General features: G+C 64.8%; 23 protein-coding genes. 5 read left to right on the top strand and 18 right to left on the bottom strand.

Annotated features, from left to right (window positions below; genetic code table 11):
- Positions 1-9: 9 nt before the first annotated feature.
- The 4 genes from F600_RS27130 to F600_RS0106115 all read right to left on the bottom strand — a co-directional run bounded on the left by F600_RS27130 (position 10) and on the right by F600_RS0106115 (position 6,086).
- Positions 10-3,696 (bottom strand): ABC transporter ATP-binding protein, encoded by a 3,687-nt coding sequence (locus F600_RS27130; RefSeq protein ID WP_018159712.1) that lies wholly within the window; start codon positions 3,694-3,696, stop codon positions 10-12.
- The gene (locus F600_RS0106125; protein ID WP_018159711.1) at positions 3,683-4,399 is read right to left on the bottom strand and encodes a hypothetical protein; all 717 of its coding nucleotides are present in this window, start codon (positions 4,397-4,399) and stop codon (positions 3,683-3,685) included. The genes F600_RS27130 and F600_RS0106125 overlap by 14 nt, the downstream gene beginning before the upstream one ends.
- Complete coding sequence (locus F600_RS0106120) at positions 4,396-5,292, bottom strand: ATP-binding cassette domain-containing protein (protein ID WP_018159710.1); 897 nt, start codon at positions 5,290-5,292, stop codon at positions 4,396-4,398. Before F600_RS0106120 ends, F600_RS0106125 begins: the two co-directional genes overlap by 4 nt.
- Positions 5,293-5,357: 65 nt before the next feature.
- Entirely contained in the window at positions 5,358-6,086 is a 729-nt protein-coding gene (locus tag F600_RS0106115) for a hypothetical protein (RefSeq protein ID WP_018159709.1), read from the bottom strand.
- A 245-nt stretch (positions 6,087-6,331) separates the two neighbouring features.
- Between F600_RS0106115 and F600_RS0106110 the strand changes: the two genes are divergently transcribed.
- Together F600_RS0106110 and F600_RS0106105 are read left to right on the top strand one after the other, a co-directional pair.
- Positions 6,332-7,804 (top strand): peptide MFS transporter, encoded by a 1,473-nt coding sequence (locus F600_RS0106110; RefSeq protein ID WP_018159708.1) that lies wholly within the window; start codon positions 6,332-6,334, stop codon positions 7,802-7,804.
- On the top strand, positions 7,801-8,601 hold the full coding sequence (locus tag F600_RS0106105) for a DUF3159 domain-containing protein (RefSeq protein WP_018159707.1): 801 nt from the start codon (positions 7,801-7,803) through the stop codon (positions 8,599-8,601). The genes F600_RS0106110 and F600_RS0106105 overlap by 4 nt, the downstream gene beginning before the upstream one ends.
- Here F600_RS0106105 and F600_RS27125 read toward each other — a convergent pair.
- From F600_RS27125 to F600_RS0106090, 3 genes are all read right to left on the bottom strand, one after another.
- Positions 8,588-10,087 carry an FAD-binding oxidoreductase gene (locus F600_RS27125; RefSeq protein ID WP_018159706.1) on the bottom strand — a complete coding sequence of 500 codons (1,500 nt, stop codon included), beginning with the start codon at positions 10,085-10,087 and terminating at the stop codon, positions 8,588-8,590. The two genes, F600_RS0106105 and F600_RS27125, sit on opposite strands and share 14 nt — an antisense overlap.
- Positions 10,088-10,181: 94 nt before the next feature.
- Positions 10,182-11,573 (bottom strand): molybdopterin-dependent oxidoreductase, encoded by a 1,392-nt coding sequence (locus tag F600_RS0106095; protein ID WP_018159705.1) that lies wholly within the window; start codon positions 11,571-11,573, stop codon positions 10,182-10,184.
- A 163-nt stretch (positions 11,574-11,736) separates the two neighbouring features.
- Positions 11,737-13,527: an AMP-dependent synthetase/ligase gene (locus F600_RS0106090; RefSeq protein ID WP_018159704.1), complete on the bottom strand. Its 1,791-nt coding sequence runs from the start codon at positions 13,525-13,527 to the stop codon at positions 11,737-11,739.
- Between the two features lie 169 nt (positions 13,528-13,696).
- Between F600_RS0106090 and F600_RS0106085 the strand changes: the two genes are divergently transcribed.
- Positions 13,697-14,341, top strand: coding sequence for a hypothetical protein (locus F600_RS0106085; protein ID WP_018159703.1), 645 nt, complete (start codon positions 13,697-13,699; stop codon positions 14,339-14,341).
- Between the two features lie 133 nt (positions 14,342-14,474).
- On the opposite strand, the gene pntB is transcribed toward F600_RS0106085, so the two are convergent.
- The 5 genes from pntB to F600_RS0106060 all read right to left on the bottom strand — a co-directional run bounded on the left by pntB (position 14,475) and on the right by F600_RS0106060 (position 20,173).
- Entirely contained in the window at positions 14,475-15,893 is a 1,419-nt protein-coding gene (pntB, locus tag F600_RS0106080) for a Re/Si-specific NAD(P)(+) transhydrogenase subunit beta (RefSeq protein ID WP_018159702.1), read from the bottom strand.
- 11 nt (positions 15,894-15,904) lie between these two features.
- Positions 15,905-17,437 (bottom strand): Re/Si-specific NAD(P)(+) transhydrogenase subunit alpha, encoded by a 1,533-nt coding sequence (locus F600_RS0106075; RefSeq protein WP_018159701.1) that lies wholly within the window; start codon positions 17,435-17,437, stop codon positions 15,905-15,907.
- 259 nt (positions 17,438-17,696) lie between these two features.
- Complete coding sequence (locus F600_RS0106070; RefSeq protein WP_018159700.1) at positions 17,697-18,335, bottom strand: DUF1345 domain-containing protein; 639 nt, start codon at positions 18,333-18,335, stop codon at positions 17,697-17,699.
- A gap of 70 nt (positions 18,336-18,405) precedes the next feature.
- A complete protein-coding gene (locus tag F600_RS0106065; protein WP_018159699.1) occupies positions 18,406-19,509 on the bottom strand; it encodes an oxygenase MpaB family protein in 1,104 nt (367 codons plus the stop codon).
- Positions 19,510-19,543: 34 nt separating this feature from the next.
- Positions 19,544-20,173 carry a TetR/AcrR family transcriptional regulator gene (locus tag F600_RS0106060; RefSeq protein WP_018159698.1) on the bottom strand — a complete coding sequence of 210 codons (630 nt, stop codon included), beginning with the start codon at positions 20,171-20,173 and terminating at the stop codon, positions 19,544-19,546.
- Between the two features lie 194 nt (positions 20,174-20,367).
- Between F600_RS0106060 and F600_RS0106055 the strand changes: the two genes are divergently transcribed.
- The gene (locus tag F600_RS0106055; protein ID WP_018159697.1) at positions 20,368-21,144 is read left to right on the top strand and encodes an LLM class flavin-dependent oxidoreductase; all 777 of its coding nucleotides are present in this window, start codon (positions 20,368-20,370) and stop codon (positions 21,142-21,144) included.
- 11 nt (positions 21,145-21,155) lie between these two features.
- On the opposite strand, the gene F600_RS0106050 is transcribed toward F600_RS0106055, so the two are convergent.
- The 3 genes from F600_RS0106050 to F600_RS0106040 all read right to left on the bottom strand — a co-directional run bounded on the left by F600_RS0106050 (position 21,156) and on the right by F600_RS0106040 (position 23,168).
- On the bottom strand, positions 21,156-21,785 hold the full coding sequence (locus tag F600_RS0106050) for a phosphoribosyltransferase (protein WP_018159696.1): 630 nt from the start codon (positions 21,783-21,785) through the stop codon (positions 21,156-21,158).
- Between the two features lie 39 nt (positions 21,786-21,824).
- The gene (locus F600_RS0106045) at positions 21,825-22,274 is read right to left on the bottom strand and encodes a hypothetical protein (RefSeq protein WP_040630673.1); all 450 of its coding nucleotides are present in this window, start codon (positions 22,272-22,274) and stop codon (positions 21,825-21,827) included.
- A 96-nt stretch (positions 22,275-22,370) separates the two neighbouring features.
- Positions 22,371-23,168 (bottom strand): carbon-nitrogen hydrolase family protein, encoded by a 798-nt coding sequence (locus F600_RS0106040; protein ID WP_026306222.1) that lies wholly within the window; start codon positions 23,166-23,168, stop codon positions 22,371-22,373.
- Positions 23,169-23,246: 78 nt separating this feature from the next.
- Here F600_RS0106040 and F600_RS0106035 point away from each other — a divergent pair, with 78 nt between their 5' ends.
- The gene (locus tag F600_RS0106035; RefSeq protein ID WP_018159693.1) at positions 23,247-25,256 is read left to right on the top strand and encodes a DEAD/DEAH box helicase; all 2,010 of its coding nucleotides are present in this window, start codon (positions 23,247-23,249) and stop codon (positions 25,254-25,256) included.
- Here F600_RS0106035 and F600_RS0106030 read toward each other — a convergent pair.
- Genes F600_RS0106030 through F600_RS30135 form a run of 3 tightly spaced genes read right to left on the bottom strand, consistent with a single transcriptional unit; the run spans position 25,253 to position 26,907 of the window.
- Positions 25,253-25,723, bottom strand: coding sequence for a hypothetical protein (locus F600_RS0106030; RefSeq protein ID WP_018159692.1), 471 nt, complete (start codon positions 25,721-25,723; stop codon positions 25,253-25,255). The genes F600_RS0106035 and F600_RS0106030 overlap by 4 nt on opposite strands.
- 39 nt (positions 25,724-25,762) lie before the next feature.
- Positions 25,763-26,344, bottom strand: a complete 582-nt coding sequence (locus F600_RS0106025; RefSeq protein ID WP_018159691.1) for an AMIN-like domain-containing (lipo)protein — start codon at positions 26,342-26,344, stop codon at positions 25,763-25,765.
- A 32-nt stretch (positions 26,345-26,376) separates the two neighbouring features.
- Positions 26,377-26,907, bottom strand: a complete 531-nt coding sequence (locus F600_RS30135) for a DUF4190 domain-containing protein (RefSeq protein WP_156024438.1) — start codon at positions 26,905-26,907, stop codon at positions 26,377-26,379.
- Between the last annotated feature and the right edge of the window lie 41 nt (positions 26,908-26,948).

The raw sequence follows: 26,948 nt of genomic DNA, 5'->3' as shown, positions 1-26,948 counted from the left end.
CCGAACCACTCACGGTCGAAGTTCGCCTTTCTCGCAAACAATCAAACCTTCACCATTAGTGAGGCTAGACCTGTTACCGGACTCACGCGCAGGAGACTCCGAGTTGTGAGCAAGGGATCGCTGCGACGCCTCCCAGAAACGAGAGTAGGCGCCGCCAGCTGCGACGAGGCCCGCATGTGTGCCAATTTCCACCACTCGTCCGTGCTCGATCACCGCGATGCGATCCGCTCGCGCCGCAGTCGACAATCGATGGGCGACGATGACCGTCGTCCGGCTCCGCGTCAGGGCTCGGCTCGCGTCGAGAACAATTCGTTCGGTCGCGGGGTCCAGGGCCGCGGTCGCCTCGTCGAGTAGCACGATCGACGGATCGACGAGCTCGGCCCGGGCTAATGCGATGAGCTGGCGCTGACCTGCGGAAAGTCCGCGTCCGCGTTCTCCGACCGAGTGGTCGAAGCCATCCGGCAGTGCCTCGATCATCGCCCTCGCACCGACCGCTTCCGCCGCGGCGTGGATTTCCGCGCGCGTGGCCTCGGGACGGCCGAAGGCGATGTTCGACGCGACATCGCCGGTGAACAGGTGTGCTTCCTGCGGCACGAGCCCGAGCACCCGCTGGTAGTCGCCGAGGTCGAGCGAGCTGATGTCGTGGCCGTCGAACCGGATGTGTCCGTCCGAGGGGTCGTAGAACCGGGCGATGAGCTTGACGATCGTCGACTTGCCAGCACCGGTGCGTCCCACGAGCGCAAGCGATTCGCCCGATCGGATCGTAAGTGAGATATTCGACACGGCGAATTCCGCGGCACCTGAATAACCGAATGTGACGTCATCGGCATGAATGTCACCGGCCTTCGGTGGAGTGCCGGTTCCGCTTGTCTGGGTGACTTCGGTGTGCAGCAGATCGCGAATGCGGCGAAGGCCGACGCGGGCCTGCTGGTAGCCGTCGAAGACTTGCGACAGCTGCTGAACCGGGCCGAAGAGCATGCCCAGATACAGCACGAAAGCGATGAGCGTTCCGGGCGTGAGCGTGCCCTCGGATACGTCCTTCGCGCCTTCCCACAGCACGGCCGCGAGGGCGATGTCGGACAGGAACGCGACGAACGGGAAGTACGTGGAGATCGCCTTCTGGGCTTGCATGCGGGCCGCGCGGTACGCCTCGGCCTTCGCGGTGAAGTCTTCGAGGATGTGGTTCGACGCGCGGTAGGCCTGCGCCGTGCGGAGTCCGTCGATCGCCTCGTGGAACGCGGCGTTGACCGTCGATACCCGCTCCCGGGAGCGGGTGTAGGCCCTCGACGAAATCCGGCGGAAGACGACGGTGGCGCCCACGAGAATCGGTATCGCGATGAACGCCACGAGTGCAAGACCGGCATCGGTGATGAGGAGGGCGATGCTCACCGCGACGAGCGTGAGCAGACTGACGACCGCGACCGCCACCCCGTTCTGCAAGAACGTCGACAACGCGTCGACGTCGGTCGTCATCCGGGTCATGATGCGGCCGGACAATTCGCGCTCGAAGTAGTCCAGGCCCAGCCGTTGCAGATGGGCGAAGCTCCGCAGTCGCAGCGCGTAGAGAACGCGTTCACCGGCTCGTGCGGTGAGGATCGTGGTGACCACCGAAGCGCACCACGCCAGGAGAACCAGGCCGGTCGCGATCGCGACGGCCGTCCACAGCGGCCCGCTCTCGTGGGCGAGAACGCCACGGTCGACGGCTCGCCCGATGAGTGCGGGCAGCGCCGTGCCGGACGCCGTGTCGATCGTGATGCCCACGACCGCCGCGATCAGCAGCCACCGCACGGGGTGCAGCAGTTGCCGCAGGCTGAACCGGTGGTTTGTCGACGGATCAAGAGTGATCGGCGGGGGTTCCTCGGTCGCCGGCGGCAGCTTCTCCAGACGCGATTGAAGTTCGGCGCTGATGTCCTGGCCAGCGAGGGCGGAGGCCTTGCCGCGCCGCTCGCGACGGGCCGGTGCGGCGGCGAGGGCGGGTAGCGCATCGGCTTCCGGGTCGGCATCCATCAGGTTTCGAAAGAGGGCACACCGCTCGTCGAGTTCGTCGACCGTGCCGATGTCGACAATTCGGCCGTCGTCGAGAACCGCGACTCGGTCCGCAATCGAGAGCGTCGATCGCCGGTGCGCGAGAACGAGGACGGTCTTCTGCAGGTGACGAAGGTTCGCGAAGATCGACGCCTCGGTTTCCGCGTCGACGGCCGAGGTGGCGTCGTCGAGCACGAGGATCGGTGCGTCGGCGAGTATCGCGCGGGCCAGGGCGATGCGCTGCCGCTGACCACCGGAGACCGTGAGCCCGCGCTCGCCGATGACCGTGTCGAATCCGTCCGGCAACTCGGTGATGAAGTCGAGGGCGGCCGCGGCGCGGGCGGCGCTCTCGATGTCGGCAGGGGTCGCGTCCGTGCCGAGTCCGATGTTCGCCGATACCGTTGTCGACGCGATGAACGGTTCGTCGAATGCGACCGTCACCGCACCTCGGAGGTCGTCGAGTCTGACGTCGCGAATGTCGACCTTGGTGTCACCGACGAGTTCGATGTGACCCGAATCAGGTGCGTAGAAGCGGTCCGCGAGCATCGCGAGGAGGGTCTTGCCGCTGCCCGCACGGCCGACGACGGCAACCGTCTCGCCGGGCGCGATATCGAGGTCGATCGCGTGCAGAACATCGCCGAAGGAGACGTCGTCGAAGCGAAGACCGAGCGGCCCGATCGGCACGTCACGCGGCGCGGCCGGCGCGGTGATGTCCGGGGTGATCGCGAGGATGCCGTAGATCCGTTCGGCGGCCGAGCGGGTCATCTGCGCCATCACGACGACCGACGACAGGATTCGTGCCGAGGCCGACATCGTGCCGACGTATGCAGTGAACGCGACGAATGTGCCGATGCTGATCGATCCGTGCATCGCCAGGACGCCGCCGAGGGCGACGACACCCACGAGGCCGAGCGCCGGCACCGCACTCATCGCCGGCGAGAACCGCGCATTGATGCGTGCCGAGCGCATCCGCTTCGAATAGAGGTTGCGCGCCAACGACTCCAGGCGCGAAACGGCCCAGTCCGAGCGACCGAATCCCTTCACCACGCGGATGCCGGTGACCGTCTCGTCGACGTGCTGGGCAATCTCCGCGGCCTGCTGTTGAGCCGACCACGTCGACGCGTGAACGCTGGGTCGCACGAACCACACGATGGCGGCCGCGATCGGAACGACGGTCAACGCGACGAGGGTCAGCAGCGGCGAGAGCCAGATCATGACCACGATCGCGAGCACGAACTGGATCAGCGCGCCGAGGGACAGCGGCACCATCGCGAGCGTTCCCTGGACGACCTGGAGGTCGCTGATCGAGCGAGAGACGACCTGACCGGTTCGCATCTGATCCTGCGCGGGGCCGTCGAGTCGCTGCAGCGTCGTGAGCAGGTCGAGGCGAAGTGTGTGCTGAACGTCGAGCGATAATCGGCCGGCCAGATACCGCCGCCCAAATTGGGCAGCCCATCGGAGGCACGCGAGGACGACAAGTGCGCCGGCGATCGTCACGACGGTCCGGCCCGTCGTCGCCGCGTCGATGGCGGCCTTCGCGAGGAGGGGGACCGTCAGTTCGACCGCGGCCGCGACCATCGTCGCCGCGAGTGCACCGAACAGAACACCGCGGAATTTCGTACACGTCGCAACGAGGCGACGGATCCAGCCGGGACGATCAGACGAGGGCACGGTTGCGGGCCAGCCACCAGCCGCCGCCGACCGCGATTCCGGACCAGACAACCGTCGAGAGGACGGCGACCGGGATCGTCAGAAGGTCGATCTGTCCCATCGTCTGGATGCCGGTCAGTGCGAGGGCCGACATCGCCGGGCCGGCCACGAAGGCGGCACCGTTGACGATCGCCAATGCCGCGACCAGCAGGGGTTCGACGATGAAGCACCAGGCCAGCACACCGGCGAGTAGGAAGTCTGCACGCTGGATCGCCAGCCCGAGGCCCACCCCCGCGAGGGCCCAGCAGATCGTTCCGATCGTGCCGGAGCCGGCGACCACTGCGAGATGCTCCGGCTCATTGAGAGCCTGTTGAGCCATGAACACGCCGAGTGTGCTCGTCACGGCGCACACCACGCCGACGGCGAGGCCAATCCCCGCCGCGACGATGAGCTTTGCCGTGAATAGGCGTGGAAATCCGTGGGTGAGCTGGGACGACACAATCGTGCGGTGCCGAATCTCGGCACCTGTCCCGAGCGTCGTCACCACGACGGCGACCGTCATCGTGGTGAGCCACGCGGCCGACAACGCGGGTTGGACGTTGTGGGCGAAACCTCCGGCCAGGCCGGCGAGAAGCCCGACTGCGATCGGCGCGAACAACACCCAACGGAGTACCGGAATCGTCCACAGCTTTCGCCACTCGGCGATGAGGATGGCGGGATTCATCGCTGGCCCGCCCAACTCGGTTGCGGTGCGGGCGAGCTGACCGCGCCGAATCCCCACGGGATAGGCGGCACACCCGCGCTGCTGGAGTAGATGTCGTCGAGACTGCCGAACTCCGACTGAACATGCTGAATGAGAATGTGTGCGTCTTGGGACAGGGTCGCGAGTCGCGACGTCGGACAGCCGACGACGAGCAGACGGCCGTCGCGGCGGATCGTCACATCGGTGAATCCGGCGGCCGCCAGGGTCAAGGCCAGTTGCTTCTGCGCCGGGGTCGCCACGACGAGATTCCCGTGCAGGCGCGCGAGCAGGGCGGGCATCGTCGCCGTGAGCGACTGCTGACCTTGGCGCAGCACGGTGGCATGCGTGGCGATCTGGCTCAGCTCGGCAAGACCACGACCAGCGATGATCACGGCGCCACCGTTCCGCGCGTACGCGGCGATGATCGGCGCGACCGCGGACAGCTGAACGCCGGGGCCGAACACGGGTTCGTCGATCAGCAGCACTTCGGGTTGGGGGAGCAGTGCCGACGCGAGCGCCACCCGCAACGTCGTCGACGGGTCGAGGTCGCGCCCCGGACGGTCGAGTGCGTCCGAGAGGCCGGTGATCGCGACGACGACGTTGATGCGTGTCCGAGCATCGCGATAACCCGCCGCGATGATCTGCAGGTGGGCCCGAACGGTTCGGCTTGGGTGCAGGGCCGGTTCGCTGAGGACGGTGCCGACCAGCGAGGGCAACCCGTGGCCCGGCGTGGGATCCCCGGCGTACTCGATCGCACCACTCTCGATCGGCGCGAGCCCCATCAGCGCGTGCAGAAGCATCGTTTTGCCGGCTCCCGGACCACCGATCAGAGCGAGCACATCACCCGAGTTCACGGTGAACGAGACATCGCGCAATCCGCCGCCGGCGCCGGATTGCGTCGTCAGCTTGCTGACCTCGAGTGCGGCATGCTTGCTCAGCGCTATGGCTCCGTGATCGCAGGGCCGGTCGCCGCGTTGTTCGACACGACTTCCGCGTCGACGATCATCGGCTCGGGAAAACGAGTGGGCGCTGGACCGAAGGCTGTGTGCGCGTTCTCGATGATCGTCTTCGCAAGGGCGCGGTTGCCGATCGCACCCACTGCCGCACCGATACCGGCCGGGATGATCTTGCCGAACATGAGCAGGGCGCGCTTCTTGAAGAAGTTGAAGATGAACTTCTTGATGAGCGAATCGTTGACGTCGCCGATTCCGGGGAGTTTCGTGCCGAGCACGGTTCCCCAGTTCTTTGCCGAGTGCCCGGCAGCCCGCTCGACGATGCCCATACCGGTGTCACCGAGGGCGACCGCGATGACGAGTGCCCGGCGGTGCTCGTTGTCCAGTGGGTTCACACCGTGGACGTGCGCGACGGCGAGGGTGAACAGCGCGGACGCCTCGAGGAAGAAAGCCGTCTCCGCCGAGATCGCGCCGAGCGAGGCGAGAGTACCGACCCCGGGCAGGGCCGCGGCGGCACCGACGGCGCCTCCGCTGCCGGTGACCCCGAGAAGGAACAGTCCCTCGAGGCGCTCGATGATCTTTTCCGGAGTTTCGTCTGGGTGACTCTTGCGCAGGTGATTGACATAGGCGGCCACGGCCGGCGCCTGCAGTTTGCTGCCGTGATCGAGGACCTTGATGACCGCTTTGTCGACCGCCCCGCTAACGACGCTGACCACGTGTAGCCCTTTCCGTGCACCAACACTCAGACGAGGGTTGTGTCATCGAGATTAGCGGTCGACTGCACGGCGTGCCGCAAGCAGTCGCCAGCGCCACACGTGAGGTTCCGGTCTTTCCTGGTTGAGTCTTGAATTAATCTGTGGGCCAATACTTTTTCCCGCACCAACCGTTTTGTCTGAACGGCTGTTGAGCCGCGCGCCGCAGACTGATAATTCGGACATGGAGACAACCTGCGGGGGTCGCGGTGACGACTGACATCAACGCGCCATCGACTACTCCAGGTCGGTCACGGAGCTTCTTCGGGCAGCCCTTCGCGCTCGCGAATCTGTTCGGCGTCGAGATGTGGGAACGATTCTCGTTCTACGGCATGCAGGGCATCCTGCTGTACTACCTCTACTACACCGCGGCAGACGGCGGTCTGGGCTTCGACAAGGAGTCCGCAACCAGCATCGTCGGTGCATACGGCGGACTTGTCTACTTGTCGACGATCCTCGGCGGCTGGGTCGCCGACCGGCTGCTGGGCGAGGAACGAACCCTCTTCTACAGCGCGATCATGATCATGTTCGGCCACCTGTCGCTGGCGATTCTGCCCGGCATCGCGGGAGTGGCGGTCGGGCTCTCGCTCATCGGTGTCGGAAGTGGTGGCGTCAAAGCGAACGCGACTGCTTTGGTTGGCCAGCTCTACGCGGAGGGCGACCAGCGTCGCGATGCGGGATTCTCGATCTTCTACATGGGCATCAATCTGGGCGCCCTCGTCGGTCCGCTCCTGACCGGACTCCTGCAGGACAAGATCGGTTTCCATGCCGGATTCGCGGCGGCCGCGGTCGGCATGTTCCTTGGTCTGCTGCAGTACTCGCTGGGTCGGAAGCACCTGGGCGAAGCCGGTGCGGAGCCGTCGAACCCGCTGCCTGCGACCGAACGCCTGCGCTGGATCGGCGTCGGCGTCGGCGTGGTCGTGGTCATCGCGGCCGCGATCCTGTCCGGTCTGGTGAAGGCATCGAACCTGTCGGACGTGGTCGTCGGGGTGACGGCGGTTGCGGCGGTCGTGTACTTCGGAGTGATCCTGTCGAGTAAGGATCTGTCGGGCGTCGAGCGCAGCCGCGTCATCGCGTTCATTCCGATGTTCATCGCCAGCGCTGCGTTCTGGTCGCTTTACCAGCAGCAATTCACCACGATCGCGCAGTTTGCGGACGTTCGCCTCGACCGCAACCTCTTCGGCTGGGAGTTTCCGGCGGCGTGGGTTCAGTCGATCAACCCGGTCTTCATCATCACGTTCGCGGGCGTTTTCGCCGCGATGTGGACGAAACTCGGTGATCGCCAGCCGCGGACCCCGATCAAGTTCGCGGGCGGAACGATCATCATGGGTATCGCGTTTCTCGCCTTCATCCCGCTCACCGATCCGGAGCCCGGTAGTACCCCACTGCTGTCGCTCGCGTTCATCCTGCTGCTCTTCACCTTCGCCGAACTGCTGCTGTCGCCGGTTGGCCTGTCGCTCGCGACGAAGTTGGCGCCACGCGTCTTCCGTACGCAGATGGTCGCGCTGTTCTTTCTGTCGGTGGCGCTTGGCACCGCGATGTCGGGCACCCTCGCCGGCTACTACAACTCGAAGAACGACGACCCGTTCTTCCTGTGGATCGGCGTCGCGTCGATCGTGGTCGGCGTGATTCTGGTCGGGATCTCTCCGTGGGTCTCCAAGAAGATGGCGGGTGTCCGATGACTGCTACCGAGGAAGAAAAGGAACCGATCCTCGACCGGATTCTCAGCAATCCGCTCGCCGGCCTGTCGCCCTGGATCGTGTACGCCCTGCTGCAGGGGAAAGGCACGCTCGAACTCGCGGCCGGCGTCGCGTTCGGTATTGCGTTGGTCTTGTTGTGCATCGGTTGGGTCCGGGGCGGTCGACCCAAGATGCTCGAATACGCCGATGTCGTCTTCTTCGGCGTCCTGTCGATTGTCGTCGCCACGACCTCGAAGTCGGTCAATAACTGGCTCGAGCTGTGGGGTGGTGAGATCGCCAACGTCGCCCTGATGGTCATCGTCGTCGGTTCGATCGTCATCCGACGGCCCTTCACCCTCGCTTATGCGAAGGAAGAGTCGCCGGAAGAGATCTGGGACTCACCGATCTTCATCCGGACGAACTACATCATCTCCGGCGTCTGGGCCGGGTCCTTCGTCATTCAGGCACTCTCTGGGCTCTATGGCGACGGAGTGCTCCACAACCAGGACAATTTGTGGACCGGCTGGATCATCCCGCTCGTCCCGATGATCATCGCCGTGCAATTCACGCTGTGGTACCCGAAGCGCATTGAAGCGCAGACCGATGGAACCGGCGACGGGCCGCCAATCGAGGCATTTCTCGCACAGGTCTTCCCGCTGTTCACCGTGATCGGCATCGTCGCGTTGTTCGTCGACGACTATCCCTGGCCGATCGGGACCGCGTTCATCGTCGTCGGTGCGGTGCTGACGAAAGTCTGCGCCGAACGTGCGAATCGCACTGCTCCGGTCAATTCGAATTGACGAACGCCATCACATCCAGCGGGATCGACTGTCCGTTGTGGAAGACGTTCCGCGGGTCGTACTGCTGTTTCACGGCGACGAGGCGGCCGAAGTTTTCGCCGTAATAGGCTTGCGCCCAGTTCTTTTCGCGCGGATCGAGGAAGTTCTGGTACGCCCCGGACCCGTATTGCGCCAACGCTGCGTGGAATTCGTCGAGCCAGCGGAGCGAGGTGGCGATGTCCGACTCCGAATCGCCGCCGTGCCACGCCACATCGACCGCGGCCAGCAGCCAACTCCGGCGATGGACGAACGCCGTCGCATCGGGGCGGACGTCGTTCGCGGCGCCGCCGATGACGAATGCCTTCCACTGAGCAAGTCCCTGGTGCGGCGGCCAATTCCGCATGTGATCGAGAATCACGCCCAGCCCGTCATCTCCGAGCGAGTTGTCAATGAACACCGATCGCTCGGCGGACCACTCCGGATCGCCCTTGTCGGACACCTTCTTCTGCCCGTCCCAGTAGGACGCTTCGCGGAGAAAGCCGTACGAACGATCGGGCTCGGCGAGCGCAAACGCGGGATCGAGCAGTGCCATGGTTTCGTCGGCCGTTCCGACGAATTGACCGAGCAGGCCGACGCTCAGGCGCGCGGGCCCCGACGGATCTGGGGTGGCCCGCAAGGTGATCTTGGCGCCGAATTCGCGAGGCGCGTTCCGGGCGAAATCGAGGAGCCAACGCGTGACTTCATCGACGTTCTCTTTCCACACCACATCGAACACCGTGATCGGGGCCGCGTCATACGTCTGGACGACGAAGCTGGTGTGGATGCCGAAGTTCCCGCCCCCGCCGCCTTTGGCCGCCCACAACAGATCGGGATTCTCATCGGGGGCCGCGCGCACGACCTCGCCGGACGCGAGGACGACAGTCGTTTCGAGGAGTTGGTCGCAGGCGAATCCGAACCGGCGCACGTTGAACCCGATCCCGCCGCCGAGCACGAGGCCGGCGTAGCCGACCTGGTAGCAACGGCCGTGGGTGACCGTTCGGCCGACCTTTTCGAGTTCGGACGAGACGTTGATGTTCCGGGCTCCGCCGCCGAGCGTGGCGACGTTCGTCGAGGGACTGAACTCCACACCCGACATGCGCGACACATCGATCACGACGCCCGGCGTCGTCGAGTAGCCCGCGTACGAATGACCACCGGACCGGGCCACGATCGGGGTGCCGGTTTTCTCGGCCCACCTCAGCGTGGCAGCCACGTCGTCGGTACTCGTCGCTCGAACGATTGCCGCAGCTTTCGGCCGCACCTTGTCCCAAGCCAGGTTCCATGGGGTGACGAACGACGTGTAGTCCCGATCTGACCGTCCGACGACGCGGCCCGGCAACAACGAGTGAAGTGAATCGATCGCCGCGGCGGCGGGGGCATTCGAGCATGCGGCCAGCGAGGGCAGGGCCAGTCCCGCGCCGAACGCCGCCGATCCCCGGAAGAAGCCACGCCGAGAAATGTCGCGCACGCCAGATTCCTTTGTGTTGCCGGGTGTTCGACCAAGAACACCTGTCTACGACACTAGGAATCAGTCGCGAGGTTCGGATGGAAACCGCACATTGTCAGTCGATCCGAACCGAAATCTCCGGCCACCCGGTTGCCCCATCGGGCATGGGGTCGGCTTCGTCTGAGGTCTGCACCATGCCGGTGCCGTCCGTCGCGCGCGCCCGAATGACGTGCGGTCCCTTGCTGGCTTCCCAATCGAACGCCCATTGGCGCCAGGTGTCTGACGAGTAGTCCGCGGCGAGGCGGGCCGGTTGCCACGGGCCGCTGTCGATCTGTACCTCGACCGCCTTGATGCCGCGGTGCTGTGCCCAGGCCACACCCGCGATCGTCACCGGACCGGCCGAGATGCGGTTGTTCGATTGCGGCACGTCGATCCGGGTCGCCGTCTTGATCGGACCGCGCTCCGACCAGCCTCGATCGGTCCAATACGCCGTCGCCTTGTCGAAGCGAGTCACCTCGAGGCTCGTGACCCACTTCGTGGCGGACACGTAGCCGTAGAGGCCCGGCACGACAAGGCGGGCGGGATACCCGTGCTCGATCGGCAGAGGCTGCCCGTTCATGCCGATGACCAGCATCGAATCGCGCGGGTCGGTCAGTGCCTCGAGCGGGGTACCGGCCGTGAAGCCGTCGACGCTCGTGGACAACACCATGTCGGCATTTGGCTGGACGACCGCCTCGGCGAGCAGGTCCTTGATTCTCCACCCCAACCACTTCGCGTTGCCGGCCAGGTTTCCGCCGACCGGGTTCGAGACGCAGGTCAGAGTCACGTACCGCTCGATGAGCGGACGCTTCAGCAGGTCGTCGAGCGTCAATGTCAACTCTTTGTCGACCATGCCGAAGATGCGCAGTGACCAATCAGCCCGCGCGAGGCGCGGCACCGTGAGAGCGGTGTCGATGCGGTAGAACGAGCCGTTCGACGTCTCCCACGGCGTCAAACCTGGGCCGCGAAGATCGACGTCGGGTGGCGGGGGAGTCGCTGGTTCCGCGGGAGCGGGCAGCGTGAAGGCGGTGCGATCCTCCGAAACCTTGCGTTCGGACGCGCCGACCAATCGTCCGAAGGCCCCGACCCCGGCCGCCGCGACAGTCGTCAGGCCCGCGATCGTGAGGAACCGTCGGCGGTCGAATTCCGGTTCGACGGTTCGCGTCAGCGTCCGTAGCAGCAGGATGCCGAGGACCGCGCCGACGAGGCTCGGGATCGTCCAGATGAGCGTTGCGCTCGGACGGGTGAACGCGGCGAACGCGGCGGCCAGGCCGAGCACGCCGAACACTATCGAGCCGGCCGGCCGGTCGCGCCGCTCCGCGATGCCCGCACCGACGGCAACCAGCACGGCGCCGGCGATCATGATCGCGAACAGAACGGCCTTGTCGTGCGTTCCGAACGTCTGGATCGCCCATTCGCGCAGCCCGGTCGGGGTGTGGTCGACGACGACCGACCCGATGGCGGTCAAGGGCGCGCTGGCTCCTGCGATGGCTGCCGAAAGCAGCTCACCGCAGCCTAAAACGACGCCAGCGGCGACCAGACCAGCAAGTGCCCGGGCCCATACATGGCCCCAGGTCTTGCCGTCCCGGTCGCCGCGGCTATCAGTCCGATGCGACAGGATTATCGCCTTCTTATGAGTAGAGAGCCTCGATGTCGGCCTCGTGCTGCTTCATGACGACCGCACGCTTGAGCGACATCTTCGGGGTCAGTTCACCGGTCTCCTGCGTCCATTCGACGGCAAGGACCTTGATCTTCTTGATCTGCTCGGCCTTGGACACCTTGGAGTTGGCGTCCGCAACCGCGCTTTCGAGCTCCGCGAGGAGCGCCGGGTTCGTCGTGAGCTCCTCGATCGAGGTGTGCGCGGCGATGTTGTTGCGCTGCTTCCAGCCCGGAAGTGCTTCCGGGTCGAGGGTGACGAGCACGCCGACGAACGGACGGTTGTCGCCGACGATCATCGGCTGGCCGATGAGCGGGTGCGCGCGCAGCGGATCTTCGAGCGACGCGGGGGAGACGTTCTTGCCCGCGGCCGTGACGATGAGTTCCTTCTTACGGCCGGTGATGAAGACGAAGCCGTCATCGTCGATCTTGCCGAGGTCACCGGTCTTGAACCAGCCGTCCTCGAACGACTCGGCAGTGGCGTCTGGGTTCTTCCAGTACTCGAGGAAGACGGGGCCACCCTTGAGGAGGAGCTCGCCGTCGTCTGCGACCTTCGCGGCGCAACCCTCGATCGGGCGGCCGACACTGCCGACGCGGATGTGTTCCTGCGTGTTGACCGTGAGCGCGGCGCTGGTCTCCGTCAGGCCGTAGCCCTCGTAGATCGGGACGCCGACGCCGCGGAAGAAGTGACCCAGGCGTGCGCCGAGGGGGCCTCCACCGGACACCGCACGCTGGCAGTTACCGCCGAGGGCCGCCTTGAGCTTGCCGTAGACGAGCTTGTCGAACACCGCGTGCTTGATCTTGAGGCCCAGGCCGGGGCCGCCGGTCTCGATGGCCTCGCTGTACGCGATCGCCGTCGCCGCGGCAGCGTCGAAGATCTTGCCCTTGCCACCGTCGTGCGCCTTCTGCTTCGCGCTGTTGAACACCTTCTCGAACACGCGGGGCACCGAGAGGATGAAGTCCGGCTGGAACGCACCGAACTGCTCGACCAGTGTTGACCAGTCTGAGGTGTGGGCGACGGTCACCTTGCCGTCGAAGGCACCGACCGAGATCGCGCGGGCGAACACGTGCGCCAGCGGCAGGAACATGAGAGTCTTCTTGCCCTTGACGAGCGCTTCCTTGAGCGCGATGCGGGCGCTCATCGACTCCGCATACAGGTTGGAGTGGGTAAGCAGGACGCCCTTCGGACGACCGGTCGTACCCGAGGTGTAGATCAGGGTGGCGGGAGACTTGGCGTTGACGGTCTTGCGCCGGGTCTCGAGTTCCTCGTCGCTGACGGACGCACCGCGACGCTTGAGCTCGTCGATGGCTCCTGCGTTGATCTGCAGGACCTCGTCGAGTTCGGGAGCGTTCTTGGCGACCTCGTCGACGGTGGCGGCATGCTTGGGCGTCTCGACGATGAGCAGCTTCGTGCCCGAGTTCTCGAGGATCCACTTGCACTGGTCGGCAGCGGACGAGTCGTAGATCGAGACGGTGCAACCACCGGCTGCCCAGATCGCGAAGTCGATGAGGGTCCACTCATAGCGCGTCGACGACAGCAGTGCGACGCGGTCGCCGGGCTCGACGCCGCTGGCCATCAGGCCCTTGGCGACGGCGGTGACGTCCTTGGCGAACGCAGCGGCGGTCACGTCATACCAACCGCCGGAGCCGTTGGGAATCTTGAACGGGACGAACGTCGGGTCTTCAACGGCGAATCGGAAGACATTGTCCGCCATCGAGGCGTCGTCAGGGATGGTGTACGACGCTGGTACTTCGAACTCCCGCATGATCTTTCACAGCCTCCGGTCTAACGGTCTTTGGGCAGGTAGCGGTGGGTTCATACAAACACACGCCACGTGTCCATTACAGGGTTACTGCTCGTTTGATGCCCGTCGCCGGAACCTGCCCGGCGAGGACGTGTCAGATACATCGTCCCTCATGTGGAAGATTCGTTGTATGGGTAGCTATCAGACCGATGACCCGCGCGTGCTCGAGGTGCTGCATCGGCGACCACCGTCCGGAGAACATGGCGCCGGTCAAGGCGCACCAGGGGTCGCAGAATTCCCCGCCGATTGGTCCAATTCGACACTGCTGGAATGCATTACGGCCGTCACGGGGGAACCTGACCACTGGCTCACCGTCGGCTCGTCGACCGCGAGCTTCCGTGATTTCGACGGAGTGTGGGTTGGAGCACTCGTTCGCACTTTGCCGGGTGAATCGGCCCGTTTGGTGACCGCATTCCCGGTTGTCGACGGCAAACGGGTCCATGCGAACCCCGCGGATCCGCAGCCGTTCCTACTCAACCGGACGGTCGAGACGGCGCTCGACGAACTGCGGGCGATCGCGGGACAAGACGACGCTCTCAACGACCAGTTGTGGGCTGGGCGTGCGTTGTTGAAGGCCGGCGAGCCGTACGAGGCGGCCATCTGGGTGGTCGAGATGTGCGCGGACACCGGGGCCAGCCTGTCCGAGGCGGTGTACTCGAACCTGCTTCTCATGACGGACGACGGGTACTTCGACGCCACGTACGGACCCGGGTTCCGAAAGCTCGTCACGCGGCAGTGGAAGACCGCTCACCCGGCCACCTGGGCGTCTGCCTGACCTAGAGCGCGACGATTCGGTGCTCTCACGGGTCCGTCGTCCACATATCGCGATGACAACGTCGTCAGGGCACCAAATCGCAGAAGACCCCTGTCTGATCGAAATCAGACAGGGGTCTTTTGGTCGGAGCGAACTACAGCGCCGCGAGGATGTCCTCGACGCGGTCGCGGGCATCGCCGAACAGCATCTGCGTGTTCTCCCGGAAGAACAGCGGGTTCTGCACACCGGCGTAACCGGCGGCCATCGACCGCTTGAACACGACGACGTTCTCGGCTTCCCAGACGCTGAGCACCGGCATACCCGCGATGGGGCTGCTCGGATCCTCGGCGGCGGCCGGGTTCACCGTGTCGTTCGCGCCGATCACCAGGACGACGTCAGTAGAACTGAAGTCCTCGTTGATCTCGTCCATCTCGAGCACGATGTCGTACGGCACCTTCGCCTCGGCGAGGAGCACGTTCATGTGCCCCGGCAGACGACCGGCGACGGGGTGGATACCGAAGCGGACGGTTATGCCCTTCTCGCGGAGCTTGCGGGTGATCTCGGCGACCGGGTACTGCGCCTGGGCGACGGCCATGCCGTAGCCCGGCGTGATGATGACGGTCTTCGCGTTCGACAGCAGATCAGCGGTGTCTTCGGCGTTGATCTCACGGTGCTCGCCGTAGTCCTGGTCACCCGACGGTCCAGCTGCGATACCGAATCCACCCGCGATGACGGAGATGAACGAGCGGTTCATCGCCTTGCACATGATGTAGCTCAGGTACGCACCGGACGAACCGACGAGAGCACCGGTGACGATGAGCAGGTCGTTGCCGAGCAGGAATCCGGCGGCGGCCGCGGCCCAACCCGAGTAGCTGTTGAGCATCGACACCACGACCGGCATGTCGCCACCACCGATGGAGGCGACGAGGTGCCAACCGAGGAGCAGCGCGACGATGGTCACGGCGATGAGCAGCGGCAGGCTCGGCTGCAGGACGAACGCGACGGTGAGGGCCGCGAACGCCACCAGGGCACCGACGTTGATGAGGTTCTTGCCCGGCAGCATGAGCGGCGACGACTTGATCTTGGCCGACAGCTTCAGGTACGCGACGATCGAACCGGTGAAGGTGACCGCACCGATGAAGACACCGATGAAGACCTCAGCGTGGTGGATGCCGAGCAGTGCACCGGAGAACTCGTCCGGGTGGCCGCCCTTGGCCTCGACCTCGAAGTAGCCATTCCAGCCCACGAGCACGGCCGCGAGACCGACGAAGCTGTGGAACAGGGCGATCAGCTCGGGCATCGCGGTCATTTCGACCTTGCGGGCCCGGTAGATGCCGATGACGGCACCGATCGCCATGGCGAGGGCCAGCAGGCCGAGTCCGGCGAGGCTGATGGCTCCGTTGGCGGCAGCGGTTGCGACGGCGATCGTCACCGCGAGGGCGACGGTCATGCCGGCGACGCCGAACGTGTTGCCCTGCTTGGCGGACTCATGCTTCGAGAGTCCGGCGAGGGCGAGGATGAAGAGAAGCGCGGCGACGAGGTAGCCGGCCTGTGCAGCGGTATGCGCAGTCATGGTTGTTTACCTCAGCCCTTCGAGAACATCTTCAGCATGCGCTGGGTGACCGTGAAGCCACCGAACACGTTGATGCTGGCCAGCAGGATCGCGACGAACGCCAGGATCGTGACGGTCGTGTTGCCGTGCCCGATCTGCTGGAGCGCGCCGACGACGATGATTCCGGAGATCGCGTTCGTCACCGACATCAACGGGGTGTGCAGCGAGTGCGCCACGTGGCCGATGACGTAGTAACCGATCACGATCGCCAGCGCGAACACGGTGAAGTGTCCGACCAGCTCGGACGGTGATGCTGCGACGAGCACGAAGAGCAGTGCGGCGATCACGCCGACGATGCCCAGGCGCTTGCCTGGCGACATCGGCTTCTTCTCCGGCTTGACGGCGACTTCCGCGACCTTGGCCTGGGCGGGAGCGGCGGAGACGCTGACTGCCGGGGGCGGCCAGGTGGTCTCACCGTCGCGGACAATGGTCATGCCGCGCTGCACGACGTCATCGAAGTCGAGGACGAACTGACCGTCCTTCTCCTTGGTGACGAGCTTGAGCAGGTTGACCAGGTTGGTGCCAAACAGCTGCGAGGCCTGAGCCGGGAGACGGCCCGGGAGGTCGGTGTAGCCGAGGATCGTGACGCCATTCGCGGTCACGACCTTCTCGCCCGCCACTGAGCCGGCGACGTTTCCGCCGTTGGAGGCGGCCATGTCGACGACGACCGAACCCGGCTTCATCGAGGCGACCATCTCTTCAGTGAAGAGCCGCGGTGCGGGACGTCCCGGGATCAGTGCAGTGGTGATGATGATGTCGACGTCTTTAGCCTGCGCCGCGTACAGGTCGGCTTCGCGCTGCTTGTAGTCGTCGCCCATTTCCTTGGCGTAGCCAGTCGCGCTTACCTCGACCTCGGGGGAGGAGATCGACAGGTATTCGCCACCGAGCGAGGCGACCTGGTCGGCAACCTCGGGACGCGGGTCGGTGGCACGGACGATCGCACCGAGCGAACCGGCGGAGCCGATCGCGGCCAGACCGGCGACACCGGCGCCACACACCAGCACCTTGGCGGGCGGGACCTTGCCGGCGGCGGTCACCTGTCCGGTGAAGAACCGACCGAACTCGTGCGCAGCCTCGACGACCGCGCGGTAGCCGGCGATGTTCGCCATCGACGACAACACGTCGAGCGACTGGGCACGCGAGATACGCGGAACCGCGTCCATCGCGAGCACCGTGATCGGGCGAGCGGCGAGCTTCTCGACGAGTTCGGGGTTCAACGCGGGGGAGATGAGGCTGACGAGTGTCGCCCCATCCTTGAGCGCGGCGATCTCGCCGTCGTTCGGTGCGTTGACCTTCATCACGATGTCCGCGGACCACACCTGATCCGACGAGCCCGTGGAGGCCCCAGCCGCGACGTATGCCTCATCGGGGAAGCTCGATGCGTTACCCGCACCAGTTTCGACGATGACGTCATATCCAAGTTTGATGAGCTGCTCGGTCGTTACCGGAGTAGCTGCTACGCGCGTCTCACCCGGTAGGGACTCGCGCGGTATGCCGATGATCATGGACGTATTTTTTCCGTTTCTGTCACCTGGCGGTCGGAATGCCAGAAATTGACTCTCTCGCATCACAGGTCGTTTGTGAGGTAAGGAAGCCAAACTATTTTTGACCGGGAATCAACGTCCCAGACGCTCACGCCCCGTTGCAAGCGAAAGTGATGTTCACAACGCTGCTAATTGTTGCGTGAGGAAGTTAGCCTGATCTGCGAATATTCGCCCGGCGTGCCGGCCTCATGCCACTGCGAAGGACGCCAACTTGGTGTCACTAGATGAGGTTCAGCACCAGGTTGATCGTGGTCGCGATGATGACCGTGCCGTACACGTAGCTGAACATGCAGTGCTTGAGCACCGCGGTGCGGAGTGCGCTGCTGCTGACCGACGTATCCGACACCTGGTACGTCATCCCAAGGTTGAACGAGAAGTAGGCGAAGTCCGAATACCGGGGCGGCTCGCCGTTGTTGAAGTCGATGCCGCCCTCGGGGTCTTGGTAGTAGAGCCGGGCATAACGCGCCATGTGCAAGGTGTGCAGCAATGTCCATGCCGCGAGAATCGCGGTGACGGACATCGCCGCGTAGACGGTCTTCTCCCGGTGATTGTCGGAGCTGGTGGCGAGCATGATTCCGATCGATCCCAGGCTGCCGACGAGTACTAGCACGGCCGCGATATCGCCAAGAGTGTCGTTCACATCCGATGCGTTCGCATGGTCGCGGGTCTCATTGCCGTCCAGGCGCAACAGTGCGGTGAGTGCCCAGACGGACTGCGTGAATGCGCCCACGATGATGAACACGAGCAGCACTGCCGGCCAGCGGTGGTGGAAGACAAACCAGGAGCCGAAGCCGGCGGCGATGCCGATGGTCCACGAGACTCGGAACCGGGTCGCGCCGACCGAGTTGATACTCGCCACTGATTCAGGGTGCCGGAAAATCCGATGCCCTGTCAGTGAACTGGCTGACAGGGCATCGGATTTCGGCTCGTCAGGCGGAGCGCTCCGCCGGGTTCAGGTTGCCGATATGCACCTCGGACTCGAGCAAACCGTCGTCACTTGGGGCGAGACCCTTTTTGAACACCCGGTCGCGCTGCTTGGCGCGCATGCCCAGGTGTGCGTCATTCGGGACGTCGAAGCCGTACTTCTGCTGGGCCTCGCGCGGGGTCATCGTGATCGGGTTGACGGCCGGGATGCCGAGCAGCGCCGGTGCCGCGACCGGCAGAGCCTGCGGGGCGATCAGGTTCATGAGCCAGAACTTGAGCGTCCACGACCGGTCGATCACCGTGTGGAGGTTCTTCATGAGCGGCGTGATCAGACGGTCCACGACGGGACTCTGGCTGATGCCGAAGAGGTCGCGCATGTACTGGGGATAAGTGGCGACGACGCCAAGAGCCAGCAGGCGGGTCAGCGGCAGGAAGGCAAGCTTCTCCCACTTCGCCAGGTCCGGCGGGAGTGCGACTTCGAGGTGAAGGATGAAGTCCACCATGTCGCGCGCGGCCTCGGAGGCACACAGGTGCGGGCGCCAGTCGTCGAAGTACTTGATGACGTCCTCACGCGTGCGCGGCACGGTGTCCGGGTCGATGGTCTGCAGCTCGGCGGCGCGAGCGCATTCCTCCCAGTACTGTGCTTCCTCTTCGGCGGAGAGGCGTCCCGGGCCGAACTTCTCGTAGCAGTAGAGGATCGAGTGCCACGCGGTCATGTGGATCCACAGCTGCGACGACGGCTTGTTCGCGTCGTACGCGTGCTGGGTCACCGGGTCCGTGCCGATCGCCTTGGAGTGCACCTTGACCAGGACGTCAGCAGCGCGAGCCGTCGGCTCGGTGGCACCGAACGCGACCATGCCGAAGTAACGAAGAGTCCGTCCATAGCGCGTGTGCGGGCGGTACTTCACGCCGCCGGCCTGCACGACAGCGGCCGTCAGGTTCGGGTCGAGATGTTCGATGGTGACCGCTCGGGCGAATCCCAGGATGTAGGAGGTGGGGTATCCCCACACCGTCCAGGTCACGGACCCGGGCCCGAAGAAGCCGTAGTCGGCAGCGGGCTCGAACTCGGCGGCGAACTGGTCGCGGGTGATTTTCGGCAGGGTGATCATTGTTTCCTCTCGGCATTGAGGGGCGTTGCGCTGGTTACTCAGGGGGTCGTTGGGTGCGGAGCACGGGAATCGCCACGCGAAGCACGAGGTCGACGCTTTCCTCGACTGAGGACGCGGGCAGGATCGCGTGCGAGATCAGGACGCGGACCATCGTGTCCGAATAAGCACGCGTGTCCGCCGGGTCGAGTCCGGGGATCGCGTTCTCGAGGATCGGCGCGAAGGCCTCTGCTGCGCGCCTGAGTAGCCGCTGGCCATGCGTCGTCACGAGAGGGAGCAGCGCCGCGGACGCATCGTTGTCGGCGAGTACCGAGCGCATTACCGGGTTCGAGGAAAACGACTCGATGACCGAACGAAGGCCTTCCCGGAGTGCACGCTCGGGATCGTCCGGGTAGCGGAGGAGCGCGGTCGCCGCGACCTCGATCATCGCGTCAATTTCGCGGTCGAGGTAGACGCTCGCGAGCTGATCCTTCGAGCCGAAATGTTTGTACAGCGTCGGCTTGCTGACGCCGATCTTGGCCGCGATGTCGGTCATCCGGATGTTCGCCCAGCCGGCAGTGCGAATCAGGTCGACGGTCGCGTCGATCGCCATCGCCTTGAGAAGGCTGTGCGCCCGGTTGACAAAAGCGTCGTCGCCCGAGGCGCGAGCCTGGTTCTCGACTGCCAACTTCGCACTCCTTCGACGGCGTCAAACGAACCGATTCGTCTACCTACTTTACCAATATGGAATATGTGTAAAGCAAGTAGACGAATCATGGCATGAAGTAATGCGAGTTGCCGGGATTTCAAATCGGGTCACGTGCCCGATCTCAGGGTTTCCCCGGTTGCCCTGATCTCCGCCGAGCAGGCAGCCTGGAAACCATGGCCTTCTCATTCGGACTGATCATCGCTCCGCGTACTCGCACCGATTTGGTCCGCGACGTGCAGTGGGGCCAAGACAACGGCTACGGCAGCGTCATGTTGCCGGACACGCTGCGCATCATGTCTCCGTTCCCCGCCCTGGCGGCGGCCGCCGCGGTCACGGACACGATCAAGCTCCGCACGAATGTCGTCGCCGCTCCGTACCGGACCAGCGCGGAACTGGTGCGCGAAGTGAGCGCTTTGCAGACGTTGTCGGAGGGCCGGTTCGAACTCGGCATCGGCGTCGGCCGTCCGGACGCCGAGGGTGAGGCCCAGCAGCTCGGGAAGCGTTGGGGGATGGCCGGAAGGCGCCGCGCACAGCTGTGGGAATCGGTCGCGGCTGTCCGCGAGTCCGTGCAGCCCGTACCGCCGATCATCGTCGCGGCCGCCGGCCCTCGAATGCTGTCGGATGCCGCCGAAGGTGCTGACCGGATACTTCTCGCAGCGGGCCCCACCGCGACCCTGGACGACGTGCGCAAGATGGCCACGCTGGTCCGCCGGACGTCGCAGTCAGTGGGCTTGAGCCAGTCCGTCTTCGGCGTCGGGGGACAGGTTCAGGCGTGGATCGCCGCACGTCTCGCCTCTGATCTCGTGGGTCTCGCCGGCGTTCTCCCGGCTGACCCGGCGGAAGCGGCGGAAACGCTCGAGTCCCGCCGCGACCAGTTGGGCATCGACGAGATCCTGGTACCGATCGACCTCGCGCCCGCGTTCGCGCCGGTGCTCGAGCGGCTGGGCTAAGACGGGCTGAACTAAAACTTCTGCAGCAGCTTGACGACTTCGCTGTCGCTGAGCTGGTGGAAGTCGCGGTAAGCGGCGCCGACCCCGGACATATCGTGCGGCTGATAGGGAGCGACGAATTCGTCAGCACTCGCGGCAACTCGACGACCCGAGTCGGGTGCACAAACCGGCGTCGCGACGGCGACGTACACCGCACCTTTTGCACGCGCGACTTCGATCGCCGCCAAGACCGTCGCGCCCGTCGCGATGCCGTCGTCGACGATGACCACGGTGCGACCTTCGAGCACCGCCGGCGGCTTCACCCGGCGGAAGGCTGCGGCACGGCGTTTGAGTTCAGCCTCTTCGCGGAGCGCGATGGGCTTGAGGTCGCTCTCGCTGAGCCCGACCGCGCGCAGCAGCGAGTGATTGAGAACGCGGACGCCGCCCTCGCCGATCGCACCCGCGGCTAGCTCGGGTTGCCACGGCACGCCGAGCTTGCGAACCAGGAGAATGTCGACATCGGCGTCCATCGCGTGAGCTACGGCCTCGGCGACCGGCACGCCGCCGCGGGGGAGTCCGAGCACGATCGGGTTTCGGCCGCGAAGGTGTTCCAAAGAGCGCGCCAATGCTCGGCCCGCCTGCGCGCGATCGGCATAGCGCACAGCAGTGACGTTACGCCGCAGCGGTACTGAATGCCCACGTCAGGCGACGATAGAGACCTTCGCCTCGGCCAACTCGGTGATGCGGTGCCACGCGTGGGGGTCCCCGCTGATGGCGGTGAAGTCGCTCTCGAGTGCCTTGCGCCGCTTCGGGTCATTGAGCGCGGAGTTGAAGTCTGCGATCGAATCGATGCGGTACCGGTAGAAGAGTTCCGCCACGCGCTCGATCGCGGTTGCGGCGATCGGGGTGGACGTCGCGGAATAGCGCCGGCGGTAGTTTCCGACCTTGCCTACCCATTGCAGGCAGCCACCGACGTCTTCGAAAGTCCGCAGAAGTGCTCGCGCGCCGTCTTTTCCCTGCCATGAGCCTTGAGCCTGGCGGTACGCGCAGTAGCGGTCGACGACCGCTTCGGTGTCCGCATCACTGCAGACTGTCGACTGCAGTGCCTCGATCACGAGGACTGCTAAGCAGTTGTTCTTGTGGGTTGGCATCTTTGACTCCCCGATTCGCTGACTCCGCAGGTGGAGCACCTCATCCACTCTGATAATCGGTTCGGCGTGATGCTTCTGTTACGCAAATCACAGAAGTTATTCAGGTTTGTACATGTTGATTCTTCGATGGCTCAGCGAGGGGTTCTTGAGCCGAACTTCAGCGACCCGATCCGGTGAGATTTCGGCGACGGAAGTACCAACTTGTTCGCCCAACGAGCTCAGTGTGATGCCCATCGGATCGACGATCATCGAGTGCCCAGCACCCAGCGGTGGAGCCTGATCGGCGGCGCAGACGAAGACTGTGTTCTCGATCGCACGGGCTCGAATCAGGGTCGTCCAGTGGTCTTCCTTGAGCGGTCCCGGAATCCATTGCGCCGGAATGAGAACGACGTCCGCGCCGGCAATCGCCAGGCGTCGGGTGATCTCGGGGAAGCGCAGGTCGTAGCAAGTCTGGATTCCGAAGGTCGCGCCGCCGGCCTCGAAGACGACCGGATCGGTGATCGGACCTGGGGAAACGATCTCAGACTCGTGGAATCCGAAGGCGTCGTAGAGGTGGATCTTGCGGTAGGCGGCGAGGATGCCGTCAGCCCCGACAGCGACGACGGTGTTGTAGATGTGCGCGTCGTCCGGCTGCGACTCGGCGACTCCGGCGACGATCACCGCACCGGTTTCGCGGGCGATCGACTGCACGTCGTTGACGAACTTTCCGTCGAGCGGTTCGGCCGCCGCGCGGTAACGATCGTCGAGTCGTTTGGCAGTGAACATCGAATACTCGGGTGCTACGACGACCTGGGCGCCCCGATGAGTTGCGACGATCGCCAGCTTGCGAAGCTCGGCGATGTTCGAGCTCTTGTCTTCGCCGGGTGCGAATTGTGCGATTGCGACAGAAACCACGTTCATCACAGTAAGACCTCGTACAGTTTTTCAGCGTGGTCACGCGGTAAGAGAACTGCCCTTAGACTTTTAGACACAATGACTGACATCGAAACCGATGCGCCCGCTCAGGAACCAGATCAAGCGGGTCCTACCTTTGACGATCTGGGCACCTTTGCCGACCTGGGATTAGACGAGCGAATCCTCAAGGCCATCCGCGATGTCGGCTACGAAACGCCGTCGCCTATTCAGGCAGCGACAATTCCTCCGCTCCTCACCGGCGCGGACGTTGTGGGTCTCGCACAGACCGGAACCGGTAAGACCGCGGCTTTCGCGATCCCGATTCTGCAGCGCCTGAACCTCGCCGCCCGCAAGCCGCAGGCACTGATCCTTGCGCCGACCCGCGAACTCGCGATCCAGGTCGCCGAGGCTTTCGGTAAGTACTCGTCGCACATGGACGGTCTGCACGTTCTGCCGATCTACGGTGGCCAGAGCTACACGGGACAGCTCGCTGGCCTGCGCCGCGGTGCACACGTTGTCGTCGGTACGCCGGGCCGTGTGATCGACCACCTCGAGAAGGGCACGCTCGACCTTTCGGAACTGGAATTCCTGGTTCTCGACGAGGCCGACGAAATGCTCAAGATGGGCTTCCAGGAGGACGTCGAGCGAATCCTCGCCGACACCCCGGAGACCAAGCAGGTCGCGCTCTTCTCGGCGACGATGCCGGGCGCGATTCGCAAGATCTCCAAGCAGTACATGCGGGATCCGATCGAGATCACCGTCAAGGCGAAGACCGCGACGGCCGCGAACATCACTCAACGCTGGGTCCTTGTCTCCCACCAGCGCAAGCTTGACGCCTTGACGCGCATCCTCGAGGTCGAGGCCTTCGAAGCGATGATCATCTTCGTTCGCACGAAGCAGGCGACCGAGGAACTCGCGGAGAAGCTGCGCGCACGTGGTTTCTCGGCTGCGGCCATCAACGGCGACATCGTGCAGGCCCAGCGTGAGCGGGTCATCGGTCAGCTGAAGTCGGGCACCCTTGACATCCTGGTGGCAACGGACGTCGCCGCGCGTGGACTTGACGTCGATCGCATCTCGCACGTTGTCAACTACGACATCCCGCACGACAGCGAGTCATATGTCCACCGCATCGGCCGCACCGGCCGTGCTGGACGTACCGGTGACGCGTTGCTTTTCGTCGCGCCTCGGGAACGTCAGATGCTCAAGTCGATCGAGCGCGCGACGCGTCAGCCGGTCACTGAGATGCAGTTGCCGAGCGTCGACGACGTCAATGCGCAGCGTGAAGAGAAGTTCCGCGACTCGATCACTGAGAGCCTTTCCTCGGATTCGCTCGGAGTGTTCCGCAAGCTCGTCGAGGACTACGAGAAGGAACACAACATCCCGCTCGCGGACATCGCGGCAGCGCTTGCCGTGCAATCGCGCGACGAGAACTTCTTCATGTCCGCGGAGCCGGAAAGGCCGCCGATGCGCGAGCGTCGTGACGACCGCGGCGACCGCGGCGACCGTCCTGATCGGGGTCCGCGCGAGGATCGCGGTCCGCGCGAGCCGCGTGGCGAAGGCGAAATGGCGACCTACCGCATCGCGGTCGGCCGCAACCACCACGTCATGCCGGGTGCGATCGTTGGCGCGATCGCCAACGAAGGTGGCCTGCGCCGCCAGGACTTCGGGCACATCAGCATCCGCCCGGACCACAGCCTTGTCGAGCTGCCCGCGAAGCTGTCCCGCGAGACGCTGGAAGCATTGCGCAATACCAAGATCGCCGGTGTGCCGATCCAGCTGCGGGTCGACACCGGACCTCCGGCAGGCGGTCGTCCCGCGGGAGACCGTGGCGGATTCGGCGGCGATCGCGGTGGATTCGGCGGCGATCGTGGTGGATTCCGTGGTGACCGCGGAGGAGATCGCGGTGACCGTGGCGGCGATCGCGGCGGTGACCGTGGTGGAGACCGTGGTGGTTTCCGGGGTCGGGATGACCGTGGCGGCGATCGCGGGGGATTCCGTGGAAGCCGTGACGACCGTGGCGGTAGCGGGGGAGACCGTGGCGGTTTCCGGGGTCGTGACGACCGCCCGAAGCGTTCGCGCGACTACTAAACCGACGCGGTATCGCGCCTCGAAATTCGATCCGCGAGACGTTGCTGCCCGCCCAGGATCATCTCTCGGTAGGTGACCTCCTCGGGCAGGTCCAACGGCAATGCATCGTTGTGCGCGACGCTCTTTGTCAGTGCCGCGCTGGCGTCTTCGAATCGACCGACGCGGCGGTATCCGTCGGCGACGTTGAGCTGCAGCGAGGGGATGAAACCCGCGACGGTGAGCGTCGGGTGGAGCTTTTGCAGGTCGTCGTCGGTGACTCCGTTCGACGCCTCGAGAGCCGTTTCATCCCAACGTAATTCGTCGGCGACGTCGCTCTGTAGATCGGCGATGTAGTGCGCCAGAATGCACTGCCCAGCCCGGTCGTTGCGGTCGAGGGCATTCCACATGTCCATCAGGCGCGCGAGTGCGCCTTCGGGGTCTGTCGGCTGTAGGGCAAAGGCGGCGGCGAGGTCGTTGAGGAAGGCCATAGCCCTTCTCTATCGATCACCGCCGCCTTTGGTCAAGGGCTAGCTGGAAGCGATGTCCACCACGAGGCGCGCCGGCGACTCGAGGGTGAAGATGCGAACCTTCGGCTTGTCGAGGTTGCTGCCGATGAACGCCTCGGACTCGCCTTCGTACACGCCCGTTACGTAGCAACTCGTGAGTTCGCCGGTGCCCTCCAACGGATTCGGCCCGGAGTACTGGTTGGCGCCGGTGTCATCGGGATAGCCGAGTCCGGTGATCCGCACCTGCAGGATGCTCTTGCCCTTCACGTCGATCGGCTTGCCGCTACCTGGGCTTGTGGGGTTGTCAGTCCAGTTCGCGACCCAGCCCGGTGTGCCCTGGCCGCCGAGTTCGAACACGACCCGGTCGAAGCCGGTGTGATGGCCTACCCGCATATCGGTCACTGTCAATCGCGCGCCGTTGGACGGCTTGCCTTCCAACGGCAGAGTTCCGGTAGGAGGCGCTTCGTTGACGGTGGTGGCGGTCGTCGTCGCTTGTGCCATCGATGATTCGAGGGACTTGTTGCTACTGCCGGACGTGTCGTCGTTCGAGCAGCCCGCGAGGGCGAAAACCGCGGTGGACGCGAGAGCGACCACGATGCGCATGTGTCTCATACTTCCGGTTTTACTTGAATCTTCTATGGATTGCCCGTGAGGGAGTCAAGGCTCATGCTCAGGAGGAGAAGGCCCACGACGAAGAGGATCAGCGCCAGGTAGCTCCAGATGAGTGCGAAGAGTGCCAGGCCATCGCCTTGTTCGCCGCTGTCTCGGATCTCCGCGCGTGCCAGGTGTCCCAACACGATCCCCACCGGCGGGAAAACCAGGGCGAAGCCGAACGCGGCGATCGCGACTTGGTTCTGTCCGGGGCCAGTCACCCATTCATCGACGCGGTCCAGCGTGACGACCTCGCCGGCGGCCGTGATTCCGGCGATCTGGTAGATCGGCTCGTGGTCGAGGGTGTAGCCGATCACCGGGGAGCGGCCGGGTGCGTGCTCGGCAACCGGACTGCGTGTCTTGCCCGCCCTGAAGTCCACGCCTGCCTTTGCACCGGAGCGGTCGGTTCCGCAGTTCCAGCACGCGTCGAACGTGCTGGAGAGTTTCTCGCCGCATCGTTTGCAGATCCATGCCTTCTGCCGAGGAATTCGTGTGGCAGGCAGTTCGTTCGTCATCTCGGCCACCCAGGCATTGCGGTGAAGTCTGCGAGTTCAGA

The organism is Smaragdicoccus niigatensis DSM 44881 = NBRC 103563, assembly GCF_000380645.1.
Lineage (GTDB): Bacteria > Actinomycetota > Actinomycetes > Mycobacteriales > Mycobacteriaceae > Smaragdicoccus > Smaragdicoccus niigatensis.
The sequence above is the reverse complement of the archived record's forward strand: the minus strand, read 5'-3'. Positions and strand labels throughout refer to the sequence as shown.